The sequence below is a fragment of the Rubrivivax gelatinosus genome (genome assembly GCF_004340905.1).
Taxonomy (GTDB): Bacteria; Pseudomonadota; Gammaproteobacteria; order Burkholderiales; family Burkholderiaceae_C; genus Rubrivivax; species Rubrivivax gelatinosus.
This window is the reverse complement of the sequence record NZ_SLXD01000001.1, coordinates 44,126-62,496: the sequence shown is the minus strand read 5'-3', so window position 1 is coordinate 62,496 and position 18,371 is coordinate 44,126. Positions and strand designations below refer to the sequence as shown.

The following is an 18,371-nucleotide window of genomic DNA, read 5'->3' as shown; positions in this document are numbered from 1 at the left end:
CCCGTAGCCTCGTGCGAAAATTACCGACCCACGATTCGTTTAGGTCGGGGCCGACAGGCCGCGACACGCTCCGCTTGAAGTCCGACGCCCTCATCGAGATCGACCACGTCACGTTCGGCTACGACGCCGCACGGACGATCCTCCGCGACGTCTCGATGACTTTCCGCCGTGGCCAGGTCACGGCCATTCTGGGCGGCTCGGGTTGCGGCAAGACGACGCTGCTGCGGCTGATCGGCGGCGTGTACCCGCCCAACCAGGGCCGCATCGTCTTCGACGGCCAGCAGATCGACCCACGCGACAAGGACCAGTTGTTCCGCCTGCGTCGCCGCCTGGGCATGCTGTTCCAGTTCGGCGCGCTGTTCACCGACCTGACGGTGTTCGAGAACGTCGCCTTTCCGCTGCGCGAGCACTTTCCGGATCTGCCCGAGTCGGCGGTCCGCGACATCGTGCTGATGAAGCTGAACGCGGTCGGCCTGCGCGGCGCGGCGGCGCTGCGCATCTCGCAGGTGTCGGGCGGCATGGCGCGGCGCATCGCGCTGGCGCGTGCGATCTCGCTGGACCCCGAACTGATCATGTACGACGAGCCCTTCGCCGGGCTGGACCCGATCTCGATGGGTGTCACCGCCAACCTGATCCGAAAGCTCAACGACGCCACCGGCTCCACCTCGCTCGTCGTCTCGCACGACGTGCAGGAGTGTTTCCAGATCGTCGACTACGCCTACCTGATGCGCGCCGGCGGCACCCTCGTGGCCGAAGGCACGCCGGCCGAGCTGTCGCGCTCGGACGACCCCGAGGTGCGCCAGTTCATCCGCGGCGAGCCCGACGGCCCGGTCAAGTTCCACTACCCGGCGCCGCCGCTGGCGCAGGACCTGGGGATCGGCGCATGACGGCCGCGCTGCAGCTGCTCGGTCGCTCCACGCTGGAATGGCTGCGTGCGCTCGGCCACGCCGCCTACTTCTTCGTCGACCTGCTGCGCCACTCGCCGGCGGCGCTGCGCCGCTTCTCGCTCGTCGTCGCGCAGATCCACGCCATCGGCAACCGCTCGCTGGTCATCATCCTGGCCTCGGGCATGGCGGTGGGTTTCGTGCTCGCGCTGCAGATGTACTACGCGCTGGTGACCTACGGCGCCGCCGAGAGCCTGGGGCTGGTGGTCAACCTGTCGCTGGTGCGCGAACTCGGGCCGGTGGTCGCCGCGCTGCTGTTCGCCGGCCGCGCCGGTACCTCGCTGACCGCCGAGATCGGCCTGATGAAGGCCGGCGAGCAGCTGGCCGCGATGGAACTGATGGCGATCGACCCGCGCAGCCGCGTGCTGGCGCCGCGTTTCCTCGGCGGCATCATCTCGATGCCCCTGCTGGCCGCCCTGTTTTCGGCCATCGGCATCCTGGGGGCGTGGGTCGTCGCGGTGCTGATGATCGGTGTCGACGCCGGCAATTTCTGGTCGATCATGCAGAGCAGCGTCGACGTCTGGCGTGACGTCGGCAACGGCATCGTCAAGAGCTTCGTCTTCGGCGTCATCTGCACCGCGGTGGCGCTGTACCAGGGTTACGAGACGCAGGCCACGCCCGAAGGCGTGGCCCATGCGACGACACGGACGGTGGTCATCGCTTCACTGGCGGTGCTGGCAATGGACTTCCTGTTGACCGCACTGATGTTCTCGACGCCGTGATCCGGCGCCGCTGAGGAAAAGAATGGGAAAGAAGGGTATCGAGACGCTCGTCGGGTTGTTCGTCCTGCTGGGCTTGTGCGCGTTCGCGTTCCTGGCGCTGAAGGCGGCCAACCTCGGCAGCTTCAGCAGCAACGGCGAGACCTACTCGCTGACGGCACGTTTCGACAACATCGGCGGGCTGAAGGCGCGTGCGCCGGTGCGCAGCGCCGGCGTCGTCGTCGGCCGCGTCAGGTCGATCTCGCTGGACCCGCAGACCTTCCAGGGCGTCGTCGAGATGGACGTCGACCAGCGCTTCCAGTTCCCGAAGGACTCGGCGGCCAAGATCCTGACCTCCGGCCTGCTGGGCGACCAGTACATCGGCCTGGAGCCCGGCGGCGACGACCAGAACCTGAAGTCGGGCGACACCGTGGCGCAGACGCAATCGGCCGTCGTGCTGGAGAACCTGATCGGCCAGTTCATGACCGGCAAGGCCGCCGAAGCCGGCGGCGGCGCCACCGCGCCGGGAGCCGCCCAGTGAAGCGCCTGGCCGCCGCGCTCGCCGTCACCGCGCTGGCCACCGGCTGCGCCACCGCTCCGGCGCCCGTGCCGGGCGAAGCCACGCCGCAGCGCGCCGCCTCGCCCGCCGACCCGTGGGAGAACTGGAACCGCAAGGTCTTCGCCTTCAACGACCAGGTCGACGAGGCGGTCGTGCGCCCGGTGGCCGAGGCCTACCGTGATCACGTGCCGCAGATCGTGCGCACCGGCATCGGCAACGTGCTGGGCAACATCCGCGACGTCTGGTCGGCGGCCAACCAGTTCCTGCAGGGCAAGCCCGCCGACGGCCTGGAGATGAGCGCGCGCGTGCTCGTCAACACGACGATGGGCCTGTTCGGCCTGCTCGACTGGGGCACCGAGCTGCGGCTGGAGCGCCGCAGCGAGGACTTCGGCCAGACGCTGGGCGTCTGGGGTGCGGGCGCCGGGCCGTACGTCGTGCTGCCGCTGCTCGGGCCTTCGTCGGTGCGCGACGGCCTGTCCTGGCCGGTCGATCGCGTGTTCGCTCCGTCGCGTCTGCCGCAGACCGATGCCGGCAGCTACACGGTGCTGGCGACGGAACTGTTGAACGCGCGCAGCGATCTGTTGGAGACGACCCAGCTGCTCGACCGGGTCGCGCTCGATCGCTATTCGTTCGTGCGCGACGCCTACCTGTCACGGCGGCTGGACCAGGTGTACGACGGCGCTCCGCCGCTCGTGGACTACGACGACGACGGCTACGGCGACGGCGAGGCTGCGCCGGCGCAGTGAACCGCAACCCCGGTTGCTGCGTTGATGCGTCAACGCCGCGCGGCGTGTCCGCAACCGAAAGGCAGACGATGTTCAAGCAATTCCTCACCGGCCTGGCGATGCTGGGCCTCTTGATCGCCGGCGCGAATGCCCAGCCCGGCGCGCCCGACGCCTTCGTGCGCACGATCTCCAACGACGTGCTCACGACGGCCAGGAACGACAAGGCGATCCAGTCCGGCGACATCAACGCCATCGTCGCGCTGGTCGACCACAAGGTGATGCCGGCGGTGGCCTTCGAGACCGTCACGCGTTCGGCCGTCGGCCCGCAGTGGCGCAGCGCCACGCCCGATCAGCGCGCCAAGCTGCAGGCCGAGTTCAAGATCCTGCTGGTGCGTGTCTACGCCGGCGCGCTGACGCAGCTGAAGGACCAGACCGTCGAGATCACCAAGACCCAGCCGGTGCCCGGCGGCACGCAGGTCGTCGTGCAGTCCGAGGTCCGCGGCAAGGGCGAGCCGATCAAGCTCGACTACCGCCTCGACCAGCAGCAGGGTGCCTGGAAGATCATCGACGTCAACGTCGGCGGCATCTGGCTGGTGCAGAGCTACCGTTCGCAGTTCGCCCAGGAACTCGGCGCCGGCGGCATCGACGGCCTGATCGCCAAGCTCGTCGAGCGCAACAAGGCCCCGGCCCAGCCGGCCAAGAAGGGTTGAGATGAAGCTGCCCGCGACCGCCATGCTGGCGCAGGCGCCGCAGCTGCTGCGTCAGCTCGGTGACGACACCGACGTCGTCGACGCCAGCGGGCTTGCCGAGTTCGACAGCTCCGCGGTCGCGCTGCTGCTGGAAGCCCGCCGCCGCGCCGCGGCGCGCGGGCGCACGCTGCGTGTCGACGGCGCTCCGGCCCAGCTCGTCGAGCTGGCACGCCTGTACGGCGTCGACGAGGTGCTGGGCCTGCCCGCGGCCGAGGCGGGCTGAGCCGGCTCAGGCGTCGCGGTCCTCGGCCGGCCGCTGGCCGTCGGAATAACGGCGGTTGCGCAGGTTCTTCTTGATCTCCGCGAGCGTCGGCCGCAGCGCGGCCGATCCCAGGCGCAGCGCCACGCCGGTGGCGAGGATGTCGACGATCGTCAGGTGCAGCAGCCGCGAGACCATCGGGCTGTAGCGGTCGGCGTCCTCGGGGTGGTCGGCGGCCAGCAGGATGTGGCCGGGCGAGCCCAGCGCCAGCGTCGCCAGCGGCGAGCCGCTGGCGGTGATGACGATCACCGTCGCGCCCTTGCGGCGCGCGATCTCGGCGACGTCCAGGATGTCGCGGCTGCGCCCCGAGTTGCTGATGACGACCGCGCAGTCGCCTTCGGCGAGCATGGTCGCGCTCATCACCTGCACGTGGCCGTCGCTGATGGCCATCGAGTTGACGCCCAGGCGGAAGAACTTGTGCTGCGCGTCCAGCGCCACGATGCCGGAGTTGCCGACGCCGTAGAACTCGATGCGCCGGCTGTGGCGGCCGGCTTCGGTGAGCGCGCTGATCGCGTCTTCGATCGCCTGGCTGGCGGCGGCGTTGCGATAGCGCAGCAGCGCCGCGACGGCGTTGTCGACGACCTTGACGACCAGGTCGCCGGGCTTGTCGTCCTCCTCGACCGCGCGGTGCACGAAGGGAACACCTTCGTTGACGCTGCCGGCGAGCTTGATCTTGAAGTCGGCCAGCCCGTCGTAGCCGACGCTGCGGCAGAAACGCACGACGGTGGGTTTGCTGACGCGGGCGCGTTCGGCGAGTTCGCCGACCGGCAGGCTGGCGAAGCCGCGGGCGTCGGCCAGCAGCAGGCGTGCGACACGCTGTTCGGCCGGCGGCAGCGCCGGGATCGAGGCCCGGATGCGTTCGAGCATCGGGCTCAGTTCGGCGGCGGGATCGCGGACGGGCCGCGGGGTCGGGGGCGGGAAGGTGTTCATTGTTCCTCGGCCCAGGCACAGCCGTCGCGCGCCACGAGCGCGCTGGCGGCCGCCGGGCCCCAGCTGCCGGCCGCGTAGGGGCGCGGGCCGGTCGGGTCGTTGTTCCAGGCGTCGAGCACCGGCTCGACCCAGCGCCAGGCCTGCTCCTGCTCGTCGCTGCGCACGAACAGGTTCAGCCGTCCGGCGATGGCGTCGAGCAGCAGGCGTTCGTAGGCGCCCACGCGTTCGCTCGGGAAGGCCCGGTCGAAGTCCAGGTCCAGCGACACCGGCGACAGCAGCTCGTCACGGCTGCCGCCGGTGGCCGCCAACAGGTGCAGCTCCAGCCCGTCCTCGGGCTGCAGCTTGATGACCAGGCGGTTGGCGCGCCGCGTTCCCGGGAAGATCGGGTGCGGCACCTCGCGGAAGTTGACGACGATGTGCGCGTCCTGCCCGGCCAGGCGTTTGCCGGTGCGCAGGTAGAAGGGCACGCCGGCCCAGCGCCAGTTCTGGATCTCGGTGCGCAGCGCGACGAAGGTCTCGCAGCGGCTGCCGGCCGGCACCTTGACCTCGTCCAGGTAGCCCGGCACCGCCTGGCCGGCGACGCTGCCGGCGCGGTACTGGCCGCGCACGACGTCGCGTGCCACCGTCTCGGGGGTGAACGGGCGCAGTGAGCGCAGCACCTTCAGCTTCTCGTCGCGGATCGCGTCGGCGGCGCTGGACGAGGGCGGCTCCATCGCGATCATCGTCAGCAGCTGCAGCGCATGGTTCTGGATCATGTCGCGCAGCGCGCCGGTGCGGTCGTAGTAATCGCCGCGCGTGCCCACGCCCAGCGACTCGGCCAGCGTGATCTGGATGTTGGCGATCCACTCGCGCCGCCACAGCGGCTCGAACAAGGCGTTGCCGAAGCGCAGCGCCATCAGGTTCTGCACCGCCGGCTTGCCGAGGTAGTGGTCGATGCGCAGCGCCTGGCGCTCGTCGAACACCGAGCGCACGACGCGGTTGATCTGCTGCGCGCTCGCCAGGTCGTGGCCCAGCGGCTTCTCGAGCACGATGCGCACGTGCGGGCCGACGATGCCGGCGGCGCCGAGCTGTTCGCAGATCACCGGGAACAGGTACGGGCTGGTCGCCAGGTACATCAGCGCCGTGTCGGCGCCGCGTTCGGCCAGCCAGGCCTTCAGGCCGGTGTAGTCCTCGGGCCGGGACAGGTCCATGCGGCGGTAGTGCAGCAGCTGCGCGAACTCGTCGAACTCGGCTTCGTTCGGGCGCTTGCTGCTGTCGACGGCGGCAAAACGTTCGCGCACGAAGGCGCGGTATTCGTCGTCGCTGCGCTCGTCGCGCGCGACGGCGAGGATGCGGCCGCCCTCGGGCAGCTTGTGGTGGCGCCAGGCCTGGAACAGCGCGGGCAGCAGCTTGCGCCAGGTCAGGTCGCCGGTGCCACCGAAGAAGACGAGGTCGAAGGACATGTCGGGGCGTGCATGTAACTAAGTTTCGTCCGGATCATGCTCCGCGGTTTCATGCCGGTCAACCGCGGGCGCGATCGGCGCGACACCGTCGGGCCTAGTACGGCACTTCGTAACGCAGCGTGCGCCAGCGCAGCACCGCCGAGCGCGGGCCGATGCGCTCCAGCGTGACGCCGGGCGCGGCCGTGTCGCCTTCGTGCAGCAACTGGCCGCCGACGAGCAGCATGCGCGCCGCCGGCTGGTCGGAATAGATCGCGCCGCCGATCGTCAGCTGCGGCAGGCCGCGGCGCTGTTCGGCCGAGAGCTGCTCGATTGGGATCGCGCGTTCGGCCGCCGGCGTCGTCGGGCGCGCATCGGCGGTCGCCGGCATGTTGGCCGGCGTGGCGGCCGGCCCGGGCGCCGGCACGGCCGGCGCGGCCCGGCGCGGCGGCGCCTCGGCCGTGGTGGCCGGCGGCGGCACGATGCGCGGCGGGCCGACACGCGGCACGGGTTCGGCCTCGGCCGATGCCGCGGCGGGTGAGGCCGGCGGCGTTTCGGCACTCACCGCGGGCGGCGCGGCGGGCGTGGGCATCGCCTGCGCCACGACAACGGCCGGCGGCGGCGGGCGCTGCGTGTTCCACCAGACGGCGCCGCCGAGCGCGACGACCGCCAGCGCGGCGGCGGACACGATCCAAGGGCCGCGCCGGGGCGCCGGAGGCGCCGCAGCCGGGGCCTGCGTGGCGGGCTGTGAATGCAGGCCGGGCACGGCACCACGCTCGCGTTCGGCGTCGGCACGGCGCAGGGCGTCGAGGATGTAGGACATGGTGTCAGCGGGTGAGCGCGAGCCGGGGCACGGTGTCGCCGTCGGTCCGCAGGATCTGCATCAGCGTCAGCGGCCCGGCGCGGCCATCGGGCTGCAGCCCGTGCGCGACCTGGAAGGCGACGATGCGGGGCGCCAGCGTGCCGCGGCCGGGCAGGCGTTCGTCCAGCCAGGCGGCCAGCACCGTCGGGTCGCCCGGGCTGCCCCAGCCCGGCGGCGGCCGCCACAGCGTCGCGAACTCGCCGCGCCACAGTGTGGCCAGCGTCGCCAGGTCGACCGTCGCCTGGCCGCCATCGGCAAACGCCAGCGTCGCGTGCTCGCTGTCCAGCCCGGTCAGCAGCACGACGCCGCTGCGGCCGTCGCTGCCGTGCAGCGTCAGCAGGCCCGGGCGGCCGAGGTCGCGCACCTGGGCCAGGCCGGTCTTCGTGCGCCAGCAGGCCAGGCCGGTGGCGGCCAGTGCGCTGCACGGTTCGCCGGCGCCGGCTTGCACCTTCCAGCGTGCGGCCAGCGCCCGGACGCCGTCGGCCTCGCGGGCCGCGGCGCGGGCCAGCAGCGCCTCGGCGTCCAGTTCCTCAGCGACCGGCGCCGATGCGGCCGGCGCCGCGGCAGCCACCACCGCAGCCGACGCGGCGGCCGCTGCCGGCAGCGCCGCCGGCAAGACCGGGCCGGCTTCGGCGGCCGTGGCGTCACCACGCCCGGCCTGCCAGACCAGCGCGCCGACGGCCAGCGCCGCGACGCCCAGCACCGCCGCGACCACCGGCGCACGCGACGGCGCCGGGGCCGCCGGCGCCGTGCCGAAGACCTCGTGCGCCGCGCGTTCGACGACGGCGCGGCCGACACGCCGCTGTCCTCGTGCGTAGCCGCCGAGCAGCGCCCGGTCGGCGAGCAGGTTGATGCGCCGCGGCACGCCGCCGCACAGCCGGTGCAGCGCCGCGATGGCGTCGTCGTCGAACGGCAGATCGCCGGCCAGCCCGGCGACCGCCAGCCGGTGGCGCACGTAGGCCGCGGTCTCGGCCGCGTCCAGCGCCGGCAGGTGGTAGCGTGCGATGACCCGCTGGGCGAGCTGCTCCAGCTCGGGCCGCGCCAGCATCGTGCGCAGCTCGGGCTGGCCGATCAGCACGATCTGCAGCAGCTTGCGCTCGTCGGTCTCCAGGTTGGTCAGCAGGCGCAGCTGCTCCAGCACCTCGGGCGCCAGCGCCTGGGCCTCGTCGATGACCAGCACCGCGTGGCGGCCGGCGGCGTGCGCGGCGAGCAGGAAGCGGTTCAGCGCGTCGACGTAGGCCTTCACCGTCGCTGCGCCGGCCGGCACCTCGAGGCGGAACTCGTCGCAGACGGTCTGCAGCAGCTCCAGAGCGTCCAGCTTGGGGTTGAAGACGTAGGCCACGTCGCAGTGCGACGGCACCTGCTCTAGGAAGCAGCGGCAGACGGTGGTCTTGCCGGCACCGATCTCGCCGGTCAGCAGCACGAAGCCGCCGCCGCCGGACAGGCCGTAGAGCAGGTGCGCCAGCGCCTCGCGGTGCGCTTCGCTCATGTAGAGGAAACGCGGGTCGGGGGCGATCGAGAAGGGCTCGCGCTGCAGGCCGTAGAAGCTCGCGTACATCGGTTTCCGGGGACGGTCGTGGTGCGCCTTGGCGCGACGGGGGGCGCGAAGACGCCTAGCATAGCGAGGCCCGGTGCCGCTTTTGCATCTCGCCCGTGTCACACGGTTGCGTGCTCGCCTCCGGTGCAATCCAGACTCCACGCCGATTCCCCATGAACCAGCTCGACCAGCTCCGCCAGTACACGACCGTCGTCGCCGATACCGGCAACTTCCATCAGCTCGCCCAGTTCGCGCCGCGTGACGCGACGACCAACCCGTCGCTGATCCTGAAGGCCGTGCGCCAGCCCGAGTACGCGCCGCTGCTGGCCGAGACCGTGGCCGCGCACGCCGCGCGGCCGCTCGAGGAGATCGTCGACGCGGTGCTGGTGAGTTTCGGCCTGGAGATCCTGAAGGTCGTGCCGGGCCGCGTCAGCACCGAGGTCGACGCCCGCCTGTCCTTCGACACCGCGGCGACCATCGAACGTGGCCGGCGCATCGCCGCGCTGTACCGCGCGGCCGGCGTCGGCCCCGAGCGCCTGCTGGTGAAGATCGCGTCGACCTGGGAAGGCATCCGCGCCGCCGAGGTGCTGGAGCGCGAAGGCATCCACTGCAACCTGACGCTGCTCTTCGGCTTCGGCCAGGCGGTGGCCTGCGGCGACGCCGGCGTGACGCTGATCTCGCCCTTCGTCGGCCGCATCCTCGACTGGCACAAGGCGCGTGCCGGCGCCGCCTGGGACGCCGCGGCGCACAGCGGCGCCGCCGACCCGGGCGTGATGTCGGTGACGACGATCTGGCGCCACTACAAGCGCCACGGCCTGGCCACCGAGGTGATGGGCGCGAGCTTCCGCAACGTCGAGCAGATCCTCGCGCTGGCCGGCTGCGACCTGCTGACGATCAGCCCCGAGCTGCTGGCCCAGCTGCAGGCGAGCGATGCCCCGGTCGCCCGCGCGCTCGAGCTCGCCGAGGCCCAGGCCGCCGACCTGCCCGCCGTGCATCTGGACGAAGCCACGTTCCGCTGGACGCTCAACGAGGACGCGATGGCCACCGAGAAGCTGGCCGAAGGCATCCGCGCCTTCGCCGCCGACGCCCGCGCGCTGGACGCGCTGATCGAGGAAGCAAGACGATGACACGCTGCGACCGCACCGAAGCCTGGGGCGCGCTGGCCGGCCACTACGAGGCCCACGGCCGCACGCTGGACCTGCGCGAAGCCTTCGCGCGCGACGCCTCGCGCTTCGAGGCGCTGTCGCTGCAGGCGCCGGAGGTCTTCGCCGACCTGTCGAAGAACCTGCTCGACACGGCGACGCTTCATTTCCTCGCCGACCTGGCGCAGGAGTGCGAGCTGCCGGCACGCCGCGACGCGATGCTGGCCGGGGCGGTCGCCAACCTCACCGAGGGCCGCGCGGTGCTGCACACCGCGCTGCGTGCGCCGCTGGGCGCCGCGCCGCACGGCGAGGCGGTGCACGCGGTGCTGGCGGCGATGCTGGCCTACGCCGAGCAGGTGCGGCTGGACGCGCAGATCACCGACATCGTCAACATCGGCATCGGCGGCAGCGACCTGGGGCCGCAGATGGTCGTCGCCGCGCTCGAGTCCTACGGCGACCCGGGCCGGCGGCTGCACTTCGTCAGCAATGTCGACGGCCACGACATCACGCCGGTGCTGGCGAAGCTGGACCCCAAGCGCACGCTGTTCATCGTCGCCTCCAAGACCTTCACGACACAGGAGACGATGGCCAACGCGCAGGTCGCGCGGGCCTGGTTCCTGGCCCACGGCGGCACGGTCGAGGAGATCGCGCGCCACTTCGCCGCGACGACGACCAACGTCAGCGCCGCGGCGGCCTTCGGCATCACGACGACCTTCGGCTTCTGGGACTGGGTTGGCGGGCGCTACTCGCTGTGGAGCGCGATCGGCCTGCCGATCGCGATCGCCATCGGCGCGGCCAACTTCCGTGCGCTGCTCGACGGCGCGCACGCGATGGACCGCCACTTCGCCGAGGCGCCCATCGAGCGCAACCTGCCGATGCTGCTGGGCCTCGTCGACGTCTGGTACCGCAACTTCCACGGCTTCACCAGCCGCAGCGTCGCGCCCTACCACCAGGGCCTGCGCCGGCTGCCGGCCTATCTGCAGCAGCTGGAGATGGAGTCCAACGGCAAGCGCGTCGACCTCGACGGCCAGCCGCTGCCCTATGCCACCAGCCCGGTGGTCTGGGGCGAGCCCGGCACCAACGGCCAGCACGCCTACTTCCAGATGCTGCACCAGGGCAGCGACGTGATCCCGGTGGAGTTCATCGCCGTTCGCCGGCCGACGCACCCGCACGCTGACCTGCACGCCAAGCTGCTCGCCAACTGCCTGGCGCAGAGCCAGGCGCTGATGCTCGGCAAGACCGCCGAGGCGGCGCGTGGCGAGACGGTGCCGACCGCGTCGGCGACGCTGGACCGCGAGGTGCTCGCGCGCCACCGCACCTTCCCTGGCAACCGGCCGAGCACGACCTTCGTGCTGGACATGCTGACGCCGCGCGCGCTGGGCGCGCTGGTCGCGATGTACGAGCACCGCGTCTGGACCAGCGGCGCGCTATGGGGCCTCAACAGCTTCGACCAGTGGGGCGTCGAGCTCGGCAAGGCGCTGGCCAGCGACCTGCTGCCGCGCCTGGCCTCGGGCGACACCCGGGGGCTGGACGCCAGCACCGCGGCGTTGCTGGCCCGGCTGCGCGGCTGAACCCCTCTCTCACGTCCCTCGGGACAGGTCGCCACCGGCGACCAGGGGAGCGGCGTTGGCATGCGCGCCGAACCCGATCCGGGTCCCCCGGTCGGGTTCGGAGCCCCCGTGGGGGGCGGCCGCTCGGCGGCCGGGGGCCCCAAAACGGTAGATGCGCTCGTCGAGGTGGCGCGCGACGGCGTCGACGTCGTCTTCGCTCCAGCCCAGGTGGGCCGTGGCCTGCCAGCGCCGCACCTGGGCCTTCAGGCTGTCCCAGTCGGTGGCGATGCGTTTGTCGCGCCAGTGCATCTGCGTCGTGTGGCAGGCGACGCAGTGCGTGTCGTAGAGCAGCGCGCCGCGGTTCGCGGGCAGCGGCGGCAGCGTGTCCTGGGCGAATGCCGGCACGGCGGCCAGCAGCAGGGCGGGCAGGGCGGGGCGGCAGTTCATCGGCCCATCGTAGCGGCCGCTTCGCCCCGGCTACCCCGGGGTTTCAGCCGGTCGGCGTCGGGCGCGCAGCCGGCGCCACTGGCGCGGGCCGCCTAGCCCTGCCTCGGCGACCGCCTGCTTGGTCGCGCGGCCCTCGCGCAGCGCACGTTCGGCCAACGCGACCCGCAGGTCCTCGATCCAAGCGCGTGGGCTGCTGCCCACGTGTTCGGCGAACAGCCGCGCCAGGTGGCGCGGCGAGACGTGGGCGAGGGCCGCCAGCTTGTCCAGCGGCCAGTCGGCGGCCGGGGCCTCGAGCACCGCGTCCTGCACGCGGTGCAGCGCCGGGTGCAGGTGCTCGCGGCCGGCGAGCAGCGCCGAGTGCTGCGGGTCCTCGCTGCCGCGGCGGTGGAAGACGACCATCGTCTGCGCCACGGCCGCCGCCACCGCTTCGCCGCAGATCCGTGCGACCGCGTGCAGCGCGAGGTCGATGCCGGCGGTGACGCCGGCGCTGGTCGCGACCGGGCCGTCGGCGACGAACAGGCGGTTGGCCAGCACCTGCGCCGTCGGCGCCAGCCGCTGCAGCTCGTCCAGCATCTCGTGGTGCGTCGTGCAGCGCCGCCCGGCCAGCAGCCCGGCGTCGGCGGCCAGCAGCGCGCCGGCGCAGACGGTCATCAGTTCGACACCGGCGCCCAGGCGCGGCGCCACCGCCTCGGCCAGCCAGCGGCGTGTCCTCGCCCAGTGCGCGGGCAGCGGCCGCATCAGCGCGCTTTCGCAGCCGCTGGGCTGGCCCAGCAGCACGACCCAGGTCTCGTCTTCGAAGCCTGCCGGCAGCGCCTCCAGCGCCGCGATCGTCGCGCCGACCGAACTCGCGGCCTGCGCGTCGGGGCCGACGTGGCGGAGCCGGAAGGCCGGCGGCCGGCCGCGCCGTGCCAGCTGCTGGTTGGCGAGGCGGAAGACTTCCGCCGGGCCGGCCAGGTCCAGCAGCAGCGTCTCGGGCAGGACGACGAAGACCAGGTCGATCATGCGGCTCGATGCAAAGCCTGCTCGACGCTGCAGATCGTCGCGAAACGCCCGGCGAGCACGGTCTCGGTACGTTCGTAGAGCTCGGCCGGGCTCAGCAAGCGGCCGGCCGGCGTCGCCATCGCGAAGGTCAGCGTCGCTTCGGTGACGTAGTCGACCTCCCAGCCCTCGTCGCTGGCGTGGCGCGTCGTCGTCTCGCAGCACTGCTCCGTGCGGATGCCGGCGACGATCAGCCGGCGGATGCCGTGCTGGTGCAGCCAGACCGTGAGGCCGGTGCCGACCAGCGCGCTGTGGCGTTCTTTCAGAAAGCTGGCCGCGGCGTCGTAAGGCGCCAGACCGTCCAGCGGGCGCACCAGGCCGCTGTCGAGCGCGAACGGGTTGTCGGCGCTCTTCGGGCCGTCGGTGTGCAGGATGCGCACGACCGGCAGGCCGCGTTCGGCGGCGCCGGCGACGAGCGCATTGACACGCGCCAGGAAAGCCGGCGCGGCCGCCGGGTCCCAGTAGGGGCGGGCGGTGAAGGACTGCTGGACGTCGATCAACAGGACGGCGGTGGACATCGTCTGGCCTCGTGCGGTGGTGAAGGGTGACCGCATCGTGCCTGCCGCAGTGTGCACCCGCCGGGCCCGAACCGGACGCGAGGCGGACGTTTCAGGACATCCGCCGGCCGGGCGTCAGGGCCGCGGCTGCGCCAGCCAGGCCTCGGCCAGCCGCACCCAGGCCGACGCGCCGATCGGGATCAGCTCGTCGTTGAAGTCGTAGCTCGGGTTGTGCAGCATGCACGGGCCCAGGCCGTGGCCGGCCTCGCGGTGCGTGCCGTCGCCGTTGCCGATGACGAAGTAGCAGCCGGGCTTGTCCAGCAGGTAGAAGCTGAAGTCCTCGGCGCCCATCGTCGGCTCGAACTCGAGCACGTTCGCGGCGCCGACCACCTCGGTCAGCGTGCGGCGCACGAACTCGGTCTCGGCCGGGTGGTTGATCGTCGGCGGGTAGTTGCGGTGGAACTCGAACTCGCAGGCCGCGTCGTAGGCCGCGCAGGTGGCGTCGGCGACCTGCTTCATGCGGCGCTCCACCAGGTCCAGCACCTCGGTCGTGAAGGTGCGCACCGTGCCCTGCAGCTCGACGCTGTCGGGGATGACGTTGGTCGCCTCGCCGGCGTGGATCATCGTCGTCGAGATCACCGCGGTGTCGATCGGGCGCTTGTTGCGCGTGACGATGCCCTGCCAGGCGCTGACCAGCTGGCAGGCGACGAGCACCGGGTCGATGCCGTTGTGCGGCATCGCGGCGTGCGCGCCCTTGCCGCGGATCGTCACCTTGAACTCGTTGCTGCTGGCGAAGACCGGGCCGGTCTTGACGGCGAACTGGCCGGCTTCGAGGCCTGGCCAGTTGTGCGCGCCGAAGATGGCCTCCATCGGGAAACGCTCGAACAGCCCGTCCTGGATCATCTCGCGCGCGCCGCCGCCGCCTTCTTCGGCCGGCTGGAAGACGAGGTAGACGGTGCCGTCGAAGTTCCTGTTCTTCGCCAGATGCTGTGCGGCGGCCAGCAGCATCGCCGTGTGGCCGTCGTGGCCGCAGGCGTGCATGCGCCCGGCGTGGCGGCTGGCGTGCGCGAAGGTGTTCTTCTCGGTGATCGGCAGCGCGTCGATGTCGGCACGCAGGCCGACGGCGCGTGCCGAGCTGCCGTGCTTCACGATGCCGACGACGCCGGTCTTGCCCAGCCCGCGGTGCACCGGGATGCCCCAGCCTTCCAGCGCGGCGGCGATCAGGTCGCTGGTGCGCTGCTCCTCGAAACACAGCTCGGGGTGGGCGTGCAGGTCGCGCCGCAGCGTGGCGATGCCGGCGGCGTCGGCGACGATGGAATCGATCAGTTTCATCGGGCAGGGCGGAGGCGGCTCAAAAGGCGATGCTAGCCCCGTTCCGGTGCGCGCTCGGGCGCCGGGGGCATGGCCGCGTCGCGGGGCGGGCGGCCGTGTGCGTGGCACCATGCCGGCCTCGCGCCGCCACCCGCCACGCCCCGACCATGAATGCCGCCCCCGAGACCCGCGTCGTGCACGCCGCCTGCCCGCACGACTGCCCCGACACCTGCGCGATGCTGGTCACCGTCGAGAACGGCCGCGCGGTGCGTGTGCAGGGCGACCCGGAGCACCCGACGACGAACGGCGCGCTGTGCACCAAGGTCAGCCGCTACCCCGAGCGCACCTACCACCCCGAACGTGTGCTGACGCCGCTCAAGCGCATCGGCCCCAAGGGTCGCGGCGAGTTCGTGCCGGTGTCCTGGGACGAGGCGCTGGAAACGATCGCCGCACGCCTGAAGGCCATCGCCGCACGCGACCCCGAGGCCATCCTGCCGTACAGCTACGCCGGCACGATGGGCCTGGTGCAGGGCGAGAGCATGGCCGCGCGTTTCTTCAACAAGCTCGGCGCGTCGCGGCTGGACCGCACGATCTGCGCCTCGGCCGGCAGCGAAGCGCTGCTGGCGACCTACGGCATCAAGGCCGGCATGCACGTCGAGCACTTCGCCGAGAGCCGGCTGATCCTGATCTGGGGCAGCAACTCGATCACCTCGAACCTGCACTTCTGGACCATCGCCCAGGCCGCCAAACGCCAGGGCGCCAAGCTGGTCTGCATCGACCCGCGCCGCACCGAAACCGCCGAGAAGTGCCACGAGCACCTGGCGCTGCGCCCGGGCAGCGACGGCGCGCTGGCGCTGGCGCTGATGCACGAACTGATCGCCCACGACTGGCTGGACCACGACTACCTGGAACGTTACGTCGACGGCTGGCCGGCGCTGCGTGAACGTGCGCTGCAGTGGCCGGCCGAACGCGCCGCCGCGGTCTGCGGGCTGACCGTCGAGCAGATCCGCGGCCTGGCGCGCGACTACGGCACGACCCAACCGGCCGCGATCCGCCTGAACTACGGCATGCAGCGTGTGCACGGCGGCGGCAGCGCGGTGCGGCTGATCGCCTTGCTGCCCTGCCTGACCGGCGCCTGGCGCCACCGCGCCGGCGGCCTGCTGCTGTCGGCCTCGGGCTGGTTCGCCGGCCGGCGCGACGACGCCTGGCTGCAGCGCCCCGACCTGCTGGCCGGCCGCCAGCCGCGCACGATCAACATGAGCACGATCGGCGACGACCTGCTGCGCGAGGCCTCGCCCGGTTTCGGCCCGCGCATCGAGGCGCTCGTCGTCTACAACAGCAACCCCGTGGCGGTGGCGCCGGAGAGCCGCAAGGTCGTTGCCGGCTTCGCGCGCGAGGACCTGTTCACCGTCGTGCTCGAGCACTTCCTGACCGACACCGCCGACCACGCCGACTTCGTGCTGCCGGCCACGACCCAGCTCGAACACTGGGACGCGCACACCGCCTACGGCCACACCTACGCGCTGCTGAACAAACCCGCGATCGAAGCGCTGGGCGAAGCGCGCTCCAACGCCGCGATCTTCCGCGCGCTGGCCGAACGGATGGGTTTCGACGACCCGTGTTTTGCCGACGACGACGAGACGCTGGCGCGGCGCGCCTTCCTCGCCGACCGCGTCGACCTCGGTTCGCTGGAGCAGCGCGGCTGGGCCAAGCTCGACGTGGCCGACGCGCCGTTCGCCAAGGGCTTTCCGACGCCGTCGGGCAAGGCCGTCGTCGACGTGCCGGGGCTGGGTGTGCCCGACCACGTGCCGAACCACGAATGCGCGGAGACGACGCCCGAGCTGGCGGCGCGCTTCCCGCTGGCGATGATCTCGCCGCCGGCGCGCCACTTCCTGAACTCGACCTTCGTCAACGTGAAGAGCCTGCGCGCCGTCGAAGGCGAGCCGCTGCTGGAAATCCACCCCGACGACGCCGCCGCACGCGGCATCGCCGACGGTGCCGAGGTGCGGGTGTTCAACGAACGCGGCGAGTACCGCTGTGCCGCAGCGGTCAGCACGCGGGCGCGGCCGGGCGTCGTCGTCGGGCTGGGCGTCTGGTGGCGCAAGCTGGGCCGCGACGGCACCAATGTCAACGAGCTGACGCACCAGCGCCTGACCGACATCGGCCGCGCACCGAGTTTCTACGACTGCCTCGTCGAGGTGGCGGCCGCCTGATGCGCGGGCGACGTGCGGGCCTGATCGTGGCGCTGGCCGCCGTGGCGGCGCTGGCCGGCTGCAGCAACGTCGGCTACGTCGCCCAGGCGCTGCAAGGTCACCTGGACCTGCTGCAGCGTTCTCGCCCCGTCGAGGACTGGCTGGCCGACCCGGCCACGCCACCGACGCTGCAGGCCCGGCTGGCGCTGGCGCAGCGTCTGCGTGCCTTCGCTGTCAGCGAGCTGAAGCTGCCCGACAACCGCAGCTACAAGCGCTACGCCGAGCTCGACCGCAAGGCCGTCGTCTGGAACGTCGTCGCCGCGCCCGAGCTGTCGCTGAAGCTGCAGACCTGGTGCTGGCCGGTGATGGGCTGCGTCGGCTACCGCGGCTACTTCAGCCGCCAAGGCGCCGACGCGCTGGCCGCCGAGCTGCGTGCCGACGGCCGCGAGGTCTGGGTCTACGGCGTGCCGGCGTATTCGTCACTGGGCTGGAGCGAATGGCTGGGCGGCGACCCGCTGCTGTCGACCTTCATCGGCTGGTCCGAAGGCGAGCTGGCGCGGCTGGTGTTCCACGAACTCGCGCACCAGGTCGCCTACGCGCAGGACGACACGCCGTTCAACGAGTCCTTCGCCACCGCGGTCGAGCGCCTGGGCGTGCGGCGCTGGCTGGACACCCAGGCCGACGCCGCGGCACGTGCCGAGTACGAACGTTTCGACGCCCGCCGGCGCGCCTTCCGCGCGCTCGTCGGCGAGACGCGCGAGGCGCTGCGCACGCTGTACGCCAGCGACGCCGACGAGGCGACGAAACGCGCCCGCAAGGCCGAGCTGATGGCCGCGATGCGTGCGCGCCACGCGGCGCTGAAGGCTGGCGAGTGGGCGGGTTATGCCGGTTACGACGCCTGGTTCGACAATGCGAACAACGCGGCGCTGGGCGTGCAGGCGGCCTACGACGAGTGGGTGCCGGCGTTCGAGCGGCTCTTCGAGGCCCAAGGCGCCGATTTCAAACGTTTTTATGCCGAGGTGGCGCGGCTGGCCGCGCTGCCCAAGGCCCAGCGACGTGCGGCACTGGCCGCCGCCGCGGCGACAGGAGTTGACGAGTGAGCGATATCCGCATCCGACGCGAACACGAGCTGGGCCTGGACGTGGCCCGCGCGGTGGCCGACGACTGGGCAGAACAGTGCCGCACGCAGTTCGACATGCAGTGCCGCATCGTGCGCGGCGAAACGAGCGACACGGTCGAGTTCCGCCGCAGCGGCGTCAACGGCCGCCTCGTCGTCGCCGCCGATCATTTCGACCTCGACGCCAAGCTCGGCTTCCTGCTCGGCGCCTTCAGCAAGACGATCGAACGCGAGATCCGCAGCAACCTCGACCAGCAGCTCGCCCGCCATGCGGGCGATGCGACGAAGCGCGGCTGAGGCCTTCCCCCCCCCGGGGACAGGTCGCCGCAGGCGACCAGGGGGAGCGACCTCTGCATGCGGGCCGGACCCGATCCGGGTCTCCCGGTCGGGTTCGGA

At 72.1% G+C, this 18,371-nt stretch carries 19 protein-coding genes; 11 read left to right on the top strand and 8 right to left on the bottom strand.

Features of this window, described 5'->3' with window-relative positions; genetic code table 11:
• The first annotated feature begins 74 nt into the window (after positions 1–74).
• The 6 genes from EV684_RS00315 (at position 75) to EV684_RS00290 (ending at position 3,898) form a co-directional block, all read left to right on the top strand.
• On the top strand, positions 75–887 hold the full coding sequence (locus EV684_RS00315; RefSeq protein ID WP_132644215.1) for an ABC transporter ATP-binding protein: 813 nt from the start codon (positions 75–77) through the stop codon (positions 885–887).
• Complete coding sequence (mlaE, locus tag EV684_RS00310) at positions 884–1,666, top strand: lipid asymmetry maintenance ABC transporter permease subunit MlaE (RefSeq protein WP_132644214.1); 783 nt, start codon at positions 884–886, stop codon at positions 1,664–1,666. The genes EV684_RS00315 and mlaE overlap by 4 nt, the downstream gene beginning before the upstream one ends.
• A 22-nt stretch (positions 1,667–1,688) precedes the next feature.
• Positions 1,689–2,183, top strand: a complete 495-nt coding sequence (gene mlaD, locus EV684_RS00305) for an outer membrane lipid asymmetry maintenance protein MlaD (RefSeq protein ID WP_132644213.1) — start codon at positions 1,689–1,691, stop codon at positions 2,181–2,183.
• Entirely contained in the window at positions 2,180–2,947 is a 768-nt protein-coding gene (locus EV684_RS00300) for an MlaA family lipoprotein (protein ID WP_132644212.1), read from the top strand. The genes mlaD and EV684_RS00300 overlap by 4 nt, the downstream gene beginning before the upstream one ends.
• 68 nt (positions 2,948–3,015) lie before the next feature.
• A complete protein-coding gene (locus tag EV684_RS00295) occupies positions 3,016–3,636 on the top strand; it encodes an MlaC/ttg2D family ABC transporter substrate-binding protein (protein ID WP_132644211.1) in 621 nt (206 codons plus the stop codon).
• 1 nt (position 3,637) lies between these two features.
• The gene (locus tag EV684_RS00290; protein WP_132644210.1) at positions 3,638–3,898 is read left to right on the top strand and encodes an STAS domain-containing protein; all 261 of its coding nucleotides are present in this window, start codon (positions 3,638–3,640) and stop codon (positions 3,896–3,898) included.
• Between the two features lie 6 nt (positions 3,899–3,904).
• Here EV684_RS00290 and EV684_RS00285 read toward each other — a convergent pair whose 3' ends face one another.
• The 4 genes from EV684_RS00285 to EV684_RS00270 form a co-directional block, all read right to left on the bottom strand.
• Positions 3,905–4,801 carry a MurR/RpiR family transcriptional regulator gene (locus EV684_RS00285; RefSeq protein WP_132644209.1) on the bottom strand — a complete coding sequence of 299 codons (897 nt, stop codon included), beginning with the start codon at positions 4,799–4,801 and terminating at the stop codon, positions 3,905–3,907.
• Between the two features lie 59 nt (positions 4,802–4,860).
• Complete coding sequence (zwf, locus tag EV684_RS00280; protein ID WP_132644208.1) at positions 4,861–6,306, bottom strand: glucose-6-phosphate dehydrogenase; 1,446 nt, start codon at positions 6,304–6,306, stop codon at positions 4,861–4,863.
• Positions 6,307–6,400: 94 nt separating this feature from the next.
• Positions 6,401–7,105, bottom strand: coding sequence for a general secretion pathway protein GspB (locus tag EV684_RS00275; protein ID WP_132644207.1), 705 nt, complete (start codon positions 7,103–7,105; stop codon positions 6,401–6,403).
• Between the two features lie 4 nt (positions 7,106–7,109).
• Positions 7,110–8,702, bottom strand: a complete 1,593-nt coding sequence (locus tag EV684_RS00270) for an ExeA family protein (protein ID WP_132644206.1) — start codon at positions 8,700–8,702, stop codon at positions 7,110–7,112.
• A gap of 152 nt (positions 8,703–8,854) precedes the next feature.
• Here EV684_RS00270 and tal point away from each other — a divergent pair, with 152 nt between their 5' ends.
• Together tal and pgi are read left to right on the top strand one after the other, a co-directional pair.
• The gene (gene tal, locus EV684_RS00265; RefSeq protein WP_132644205.1) at positions 8,855–9,808 is read left to right on the top strand and encodes a transaldolase; all 954 of its coding nucleotides are present in this window, start codon (positions 8,855–8,857) and stop codon (positions 9,806–9,808) included.
• On the top strand, positions 9,805–11,394 hold the full coding sequence (pgi, locus tag EV684_RS00260; RefSeq protein WP_132644204.1) for a glucose-6-phosphate isomerase: 1,590 nt from the start codon (positions 9,805–9,807) through the stop codon (positions 11,392–11,394). Before tal ends, pgi begins: the two co-directional genes overlap by 4 nt.
• A 9-nt stretch (positions 11,395–11,403) precedes the next feature.
• Here pgi and EV684_RS00255 read toward each other — a convergent pair whose 3' ends face one another.
• From EV684_RS00255 to EV684_RS00240, 4 genes are all read right to left on the bottom strand, one after another.
• Positions 11,404–11,820: a cytochrome C gene (locus tag EV684_RS00255; protein ID WP_242478642.1), complete on the bottom strand. Its 417-nt coding sequence runs from the start codon at positions 11,818–11,820 to the stop codon at positions 11,404–11,406.
• A 30-nt stretch (positions 11,821–11,850) separates the two neighbouring features.
• Entirely contained in the window at positions 11,851–12,822 is a 972-nt protein-coding gene (locus EV684_RS00250) for a GlxA family transcriptional regulator (protein WP_132644203.1), read from the bottom strand.
• Complete coding sequence (locus EV684_RS00245; RefSeq protein ID WP_132644202.1) at positions 12,819–13,376, bottom strand: cysteine hydrolase family protein; 558 nt, start codon at positions 13,374–13,376, stop codon at positions 12,819–12,821. The genes EV684_RS00250 and EV684_RS00245 overlap by 4 nt, the downstream gene beginning before the upstream one ends.
• A 114-nt stretch (positions 13,377–13,490) precedes the next feature.
• Entirely contained in the window at positions 13,491–14,687 is a 1,197-nt protein-coding gene (locus EV684_RS00240; protein ID WP_132644201.1) for a M20 aminoacylase family protein, read from the bottom strand.
• A gap of 146 nt (positions 14,688–14,833) precedes the next feature.
• On the opposite strand from EV684_RS00240, the gene EV684_RS00235 reads away from it, so the two are divergent.
• Genes EV684_RS00235 through EV684_RS00225 form a run of 3 tightly spaced genes read left to right on the top strand, consistent with a single transcriptional unit; the run spans position 14,834 to position 18,272 of the window.
• Complete coding sequence (locus EV684_RS00235; RefSeq protein ID WP_132644200.1) at positions 14,834–16,879, top strand: molybdopterin-containing oxidoreductase family protein; 2,046 nt, start codon at positions 14,834–14,836, stop codon at positions 16,877–16,879.
• Entirely contained in the window at positions 16,879–17,958 is a 1,080-nt protein-coding gene (locus EV684_RS00230) for an aminopeptidase (RefSeq protein ID WP_132644199.1), read from the top strand. Before EV684_RS00235 ends, EV684_RS00230 begins: the two co-directional genes overlap by 1 nt.
• Positions 17,955–18,272 (top strand): polyhydroxyalkanoic acid system family protein, encoded by a 318-nt coding sequence (locus EV684_RS00225; protein ID WP_132644198.1) that lies wholly within the window; start codon positions 17,955–17,957, stop codon positions 18,270–18,272. Before EV684_RS00230 ends, EV684_RS00225 begins: the two co-directional genes overlap by 4 nt.
• The last annotated feature ends 99 nt before the right edge of the window (positions 18,273–18,371 follow it).

Excerpts from the sequence above, each read along its gene's own strand:
- mlaE (WP_132644214.1), top strand. The coding sequence starts at position 884 with ATGACGGCCGCGCTGCAGCTGCTCGGTCGCTCCACGCTGGAATGGCTG.
- mlaD (WP_132644213.1), top strand. The coding sequence starts at position 1,689 with ATGGGAAAGAAGGGTATCGAGACGCTCGTCGGGTTGTTCGTCCTGCTG.
- EV684_RS00295 (WP_132644211.1), top strand. The coding sequence starts at position 3,016 with ATGTTCAAGCAATTCCTCACCGGCCTGGCGATGCTGGGCCTCTTGATC.
- EV684_RS00290 (WP_132644210.1), top strand. The coding sequence starts at position 3,638 with ATGAAGCTGCCCGCGACCGCCATGCTGGCGCAGGCGCCGCAGCTGCTG.
- EV684_RS00285 (WP_132644209.1), bottom strand. The coding sequence starts at position 4,801 with ATGCTCGAACGCATCCGGGCCTCGATCCCGGCGCTGCCGCCGGCCGAA.
- zwf (WP_132644208.1), bottom strand. The coding sequence starts at position 6,306 with ATGTCCTTCGACCTCGTCTTCTTCGGTGGCACCGGCGACCTGACCTGG.
- EV684_RS00275 (WP_132644207.1), bottom strand. The coding sequence starts at position 7,105 with ATGTCCTACATCCTCGACGCCCTGCGCCGTGCCGACGCCGAACGCGAG.
- EV684_RS00270 (WP_132644206.1), bottom strand. The coding sequence starts at position 8,702 with ATGTACGCGAGCTTCTACGGCCTGCAGCGCGAGCCCTTCTCGATCGCC.
- tal (WP_132644205.1), top strand. The coding sequence starts at position 8,855 with ATGAACCAGCTCGACCAGCTCCGCCAGTACACGACCGTCGTCGCCGAT.
- pgi (WP_132644204.1), top strand. The coding sequence starts at position 9,805 with ATGACACGCTGCGACCGCACCGAAGCCTGGGGCGCGCTGGCCGGCCAC.
- EV684_RS00255 (WP_242478642.1), bottom strand. The coding sequence starts at position 11,820 with ATGAACTGCCGCCCCGCCCTGCCCGCCCTGCTGCTGGCCGCCGTGCCG.
- EV684_RS00250 (WP_132644203.1), bottom strand. The coding sequence starts at position 12,822 with ATGATCGACCTGGTCTTCGTCGTCCTGCCCGAGACGCTGCTGCTGGAC.
- EV684_RS00245 (WP_132644202.1), bottom strand. The coding sequence starts at position 13,376 with ATGTCCACCGCCGTCCTGTTGATCGACGTCCAGCAGTCCTTCACCGCC.
- EV684_RS00240 (WP_132644201.1), bottom strand. The coding sequence starts at position 14,687 with ATGAAACTGATCGATTCCATCGTCGCCGACGCCGCCGGCATCGCCACG.
- EV684_RS00235 (WP_132644200.1), top strand. The coding sequence starts at position 14,834 with ATGAATGCCGCCCCCGAGACCCGCGTCGTGCACGCCGCCTGCCCGCAC.
- EV684_RS00230 (WP_132644199.1), top strand. The coding sequence starts at position 16,879 with ATGCGCGGGCGACGTGCGGGCCTGATCGTGGCGCTGGCCGCCGTGGCG.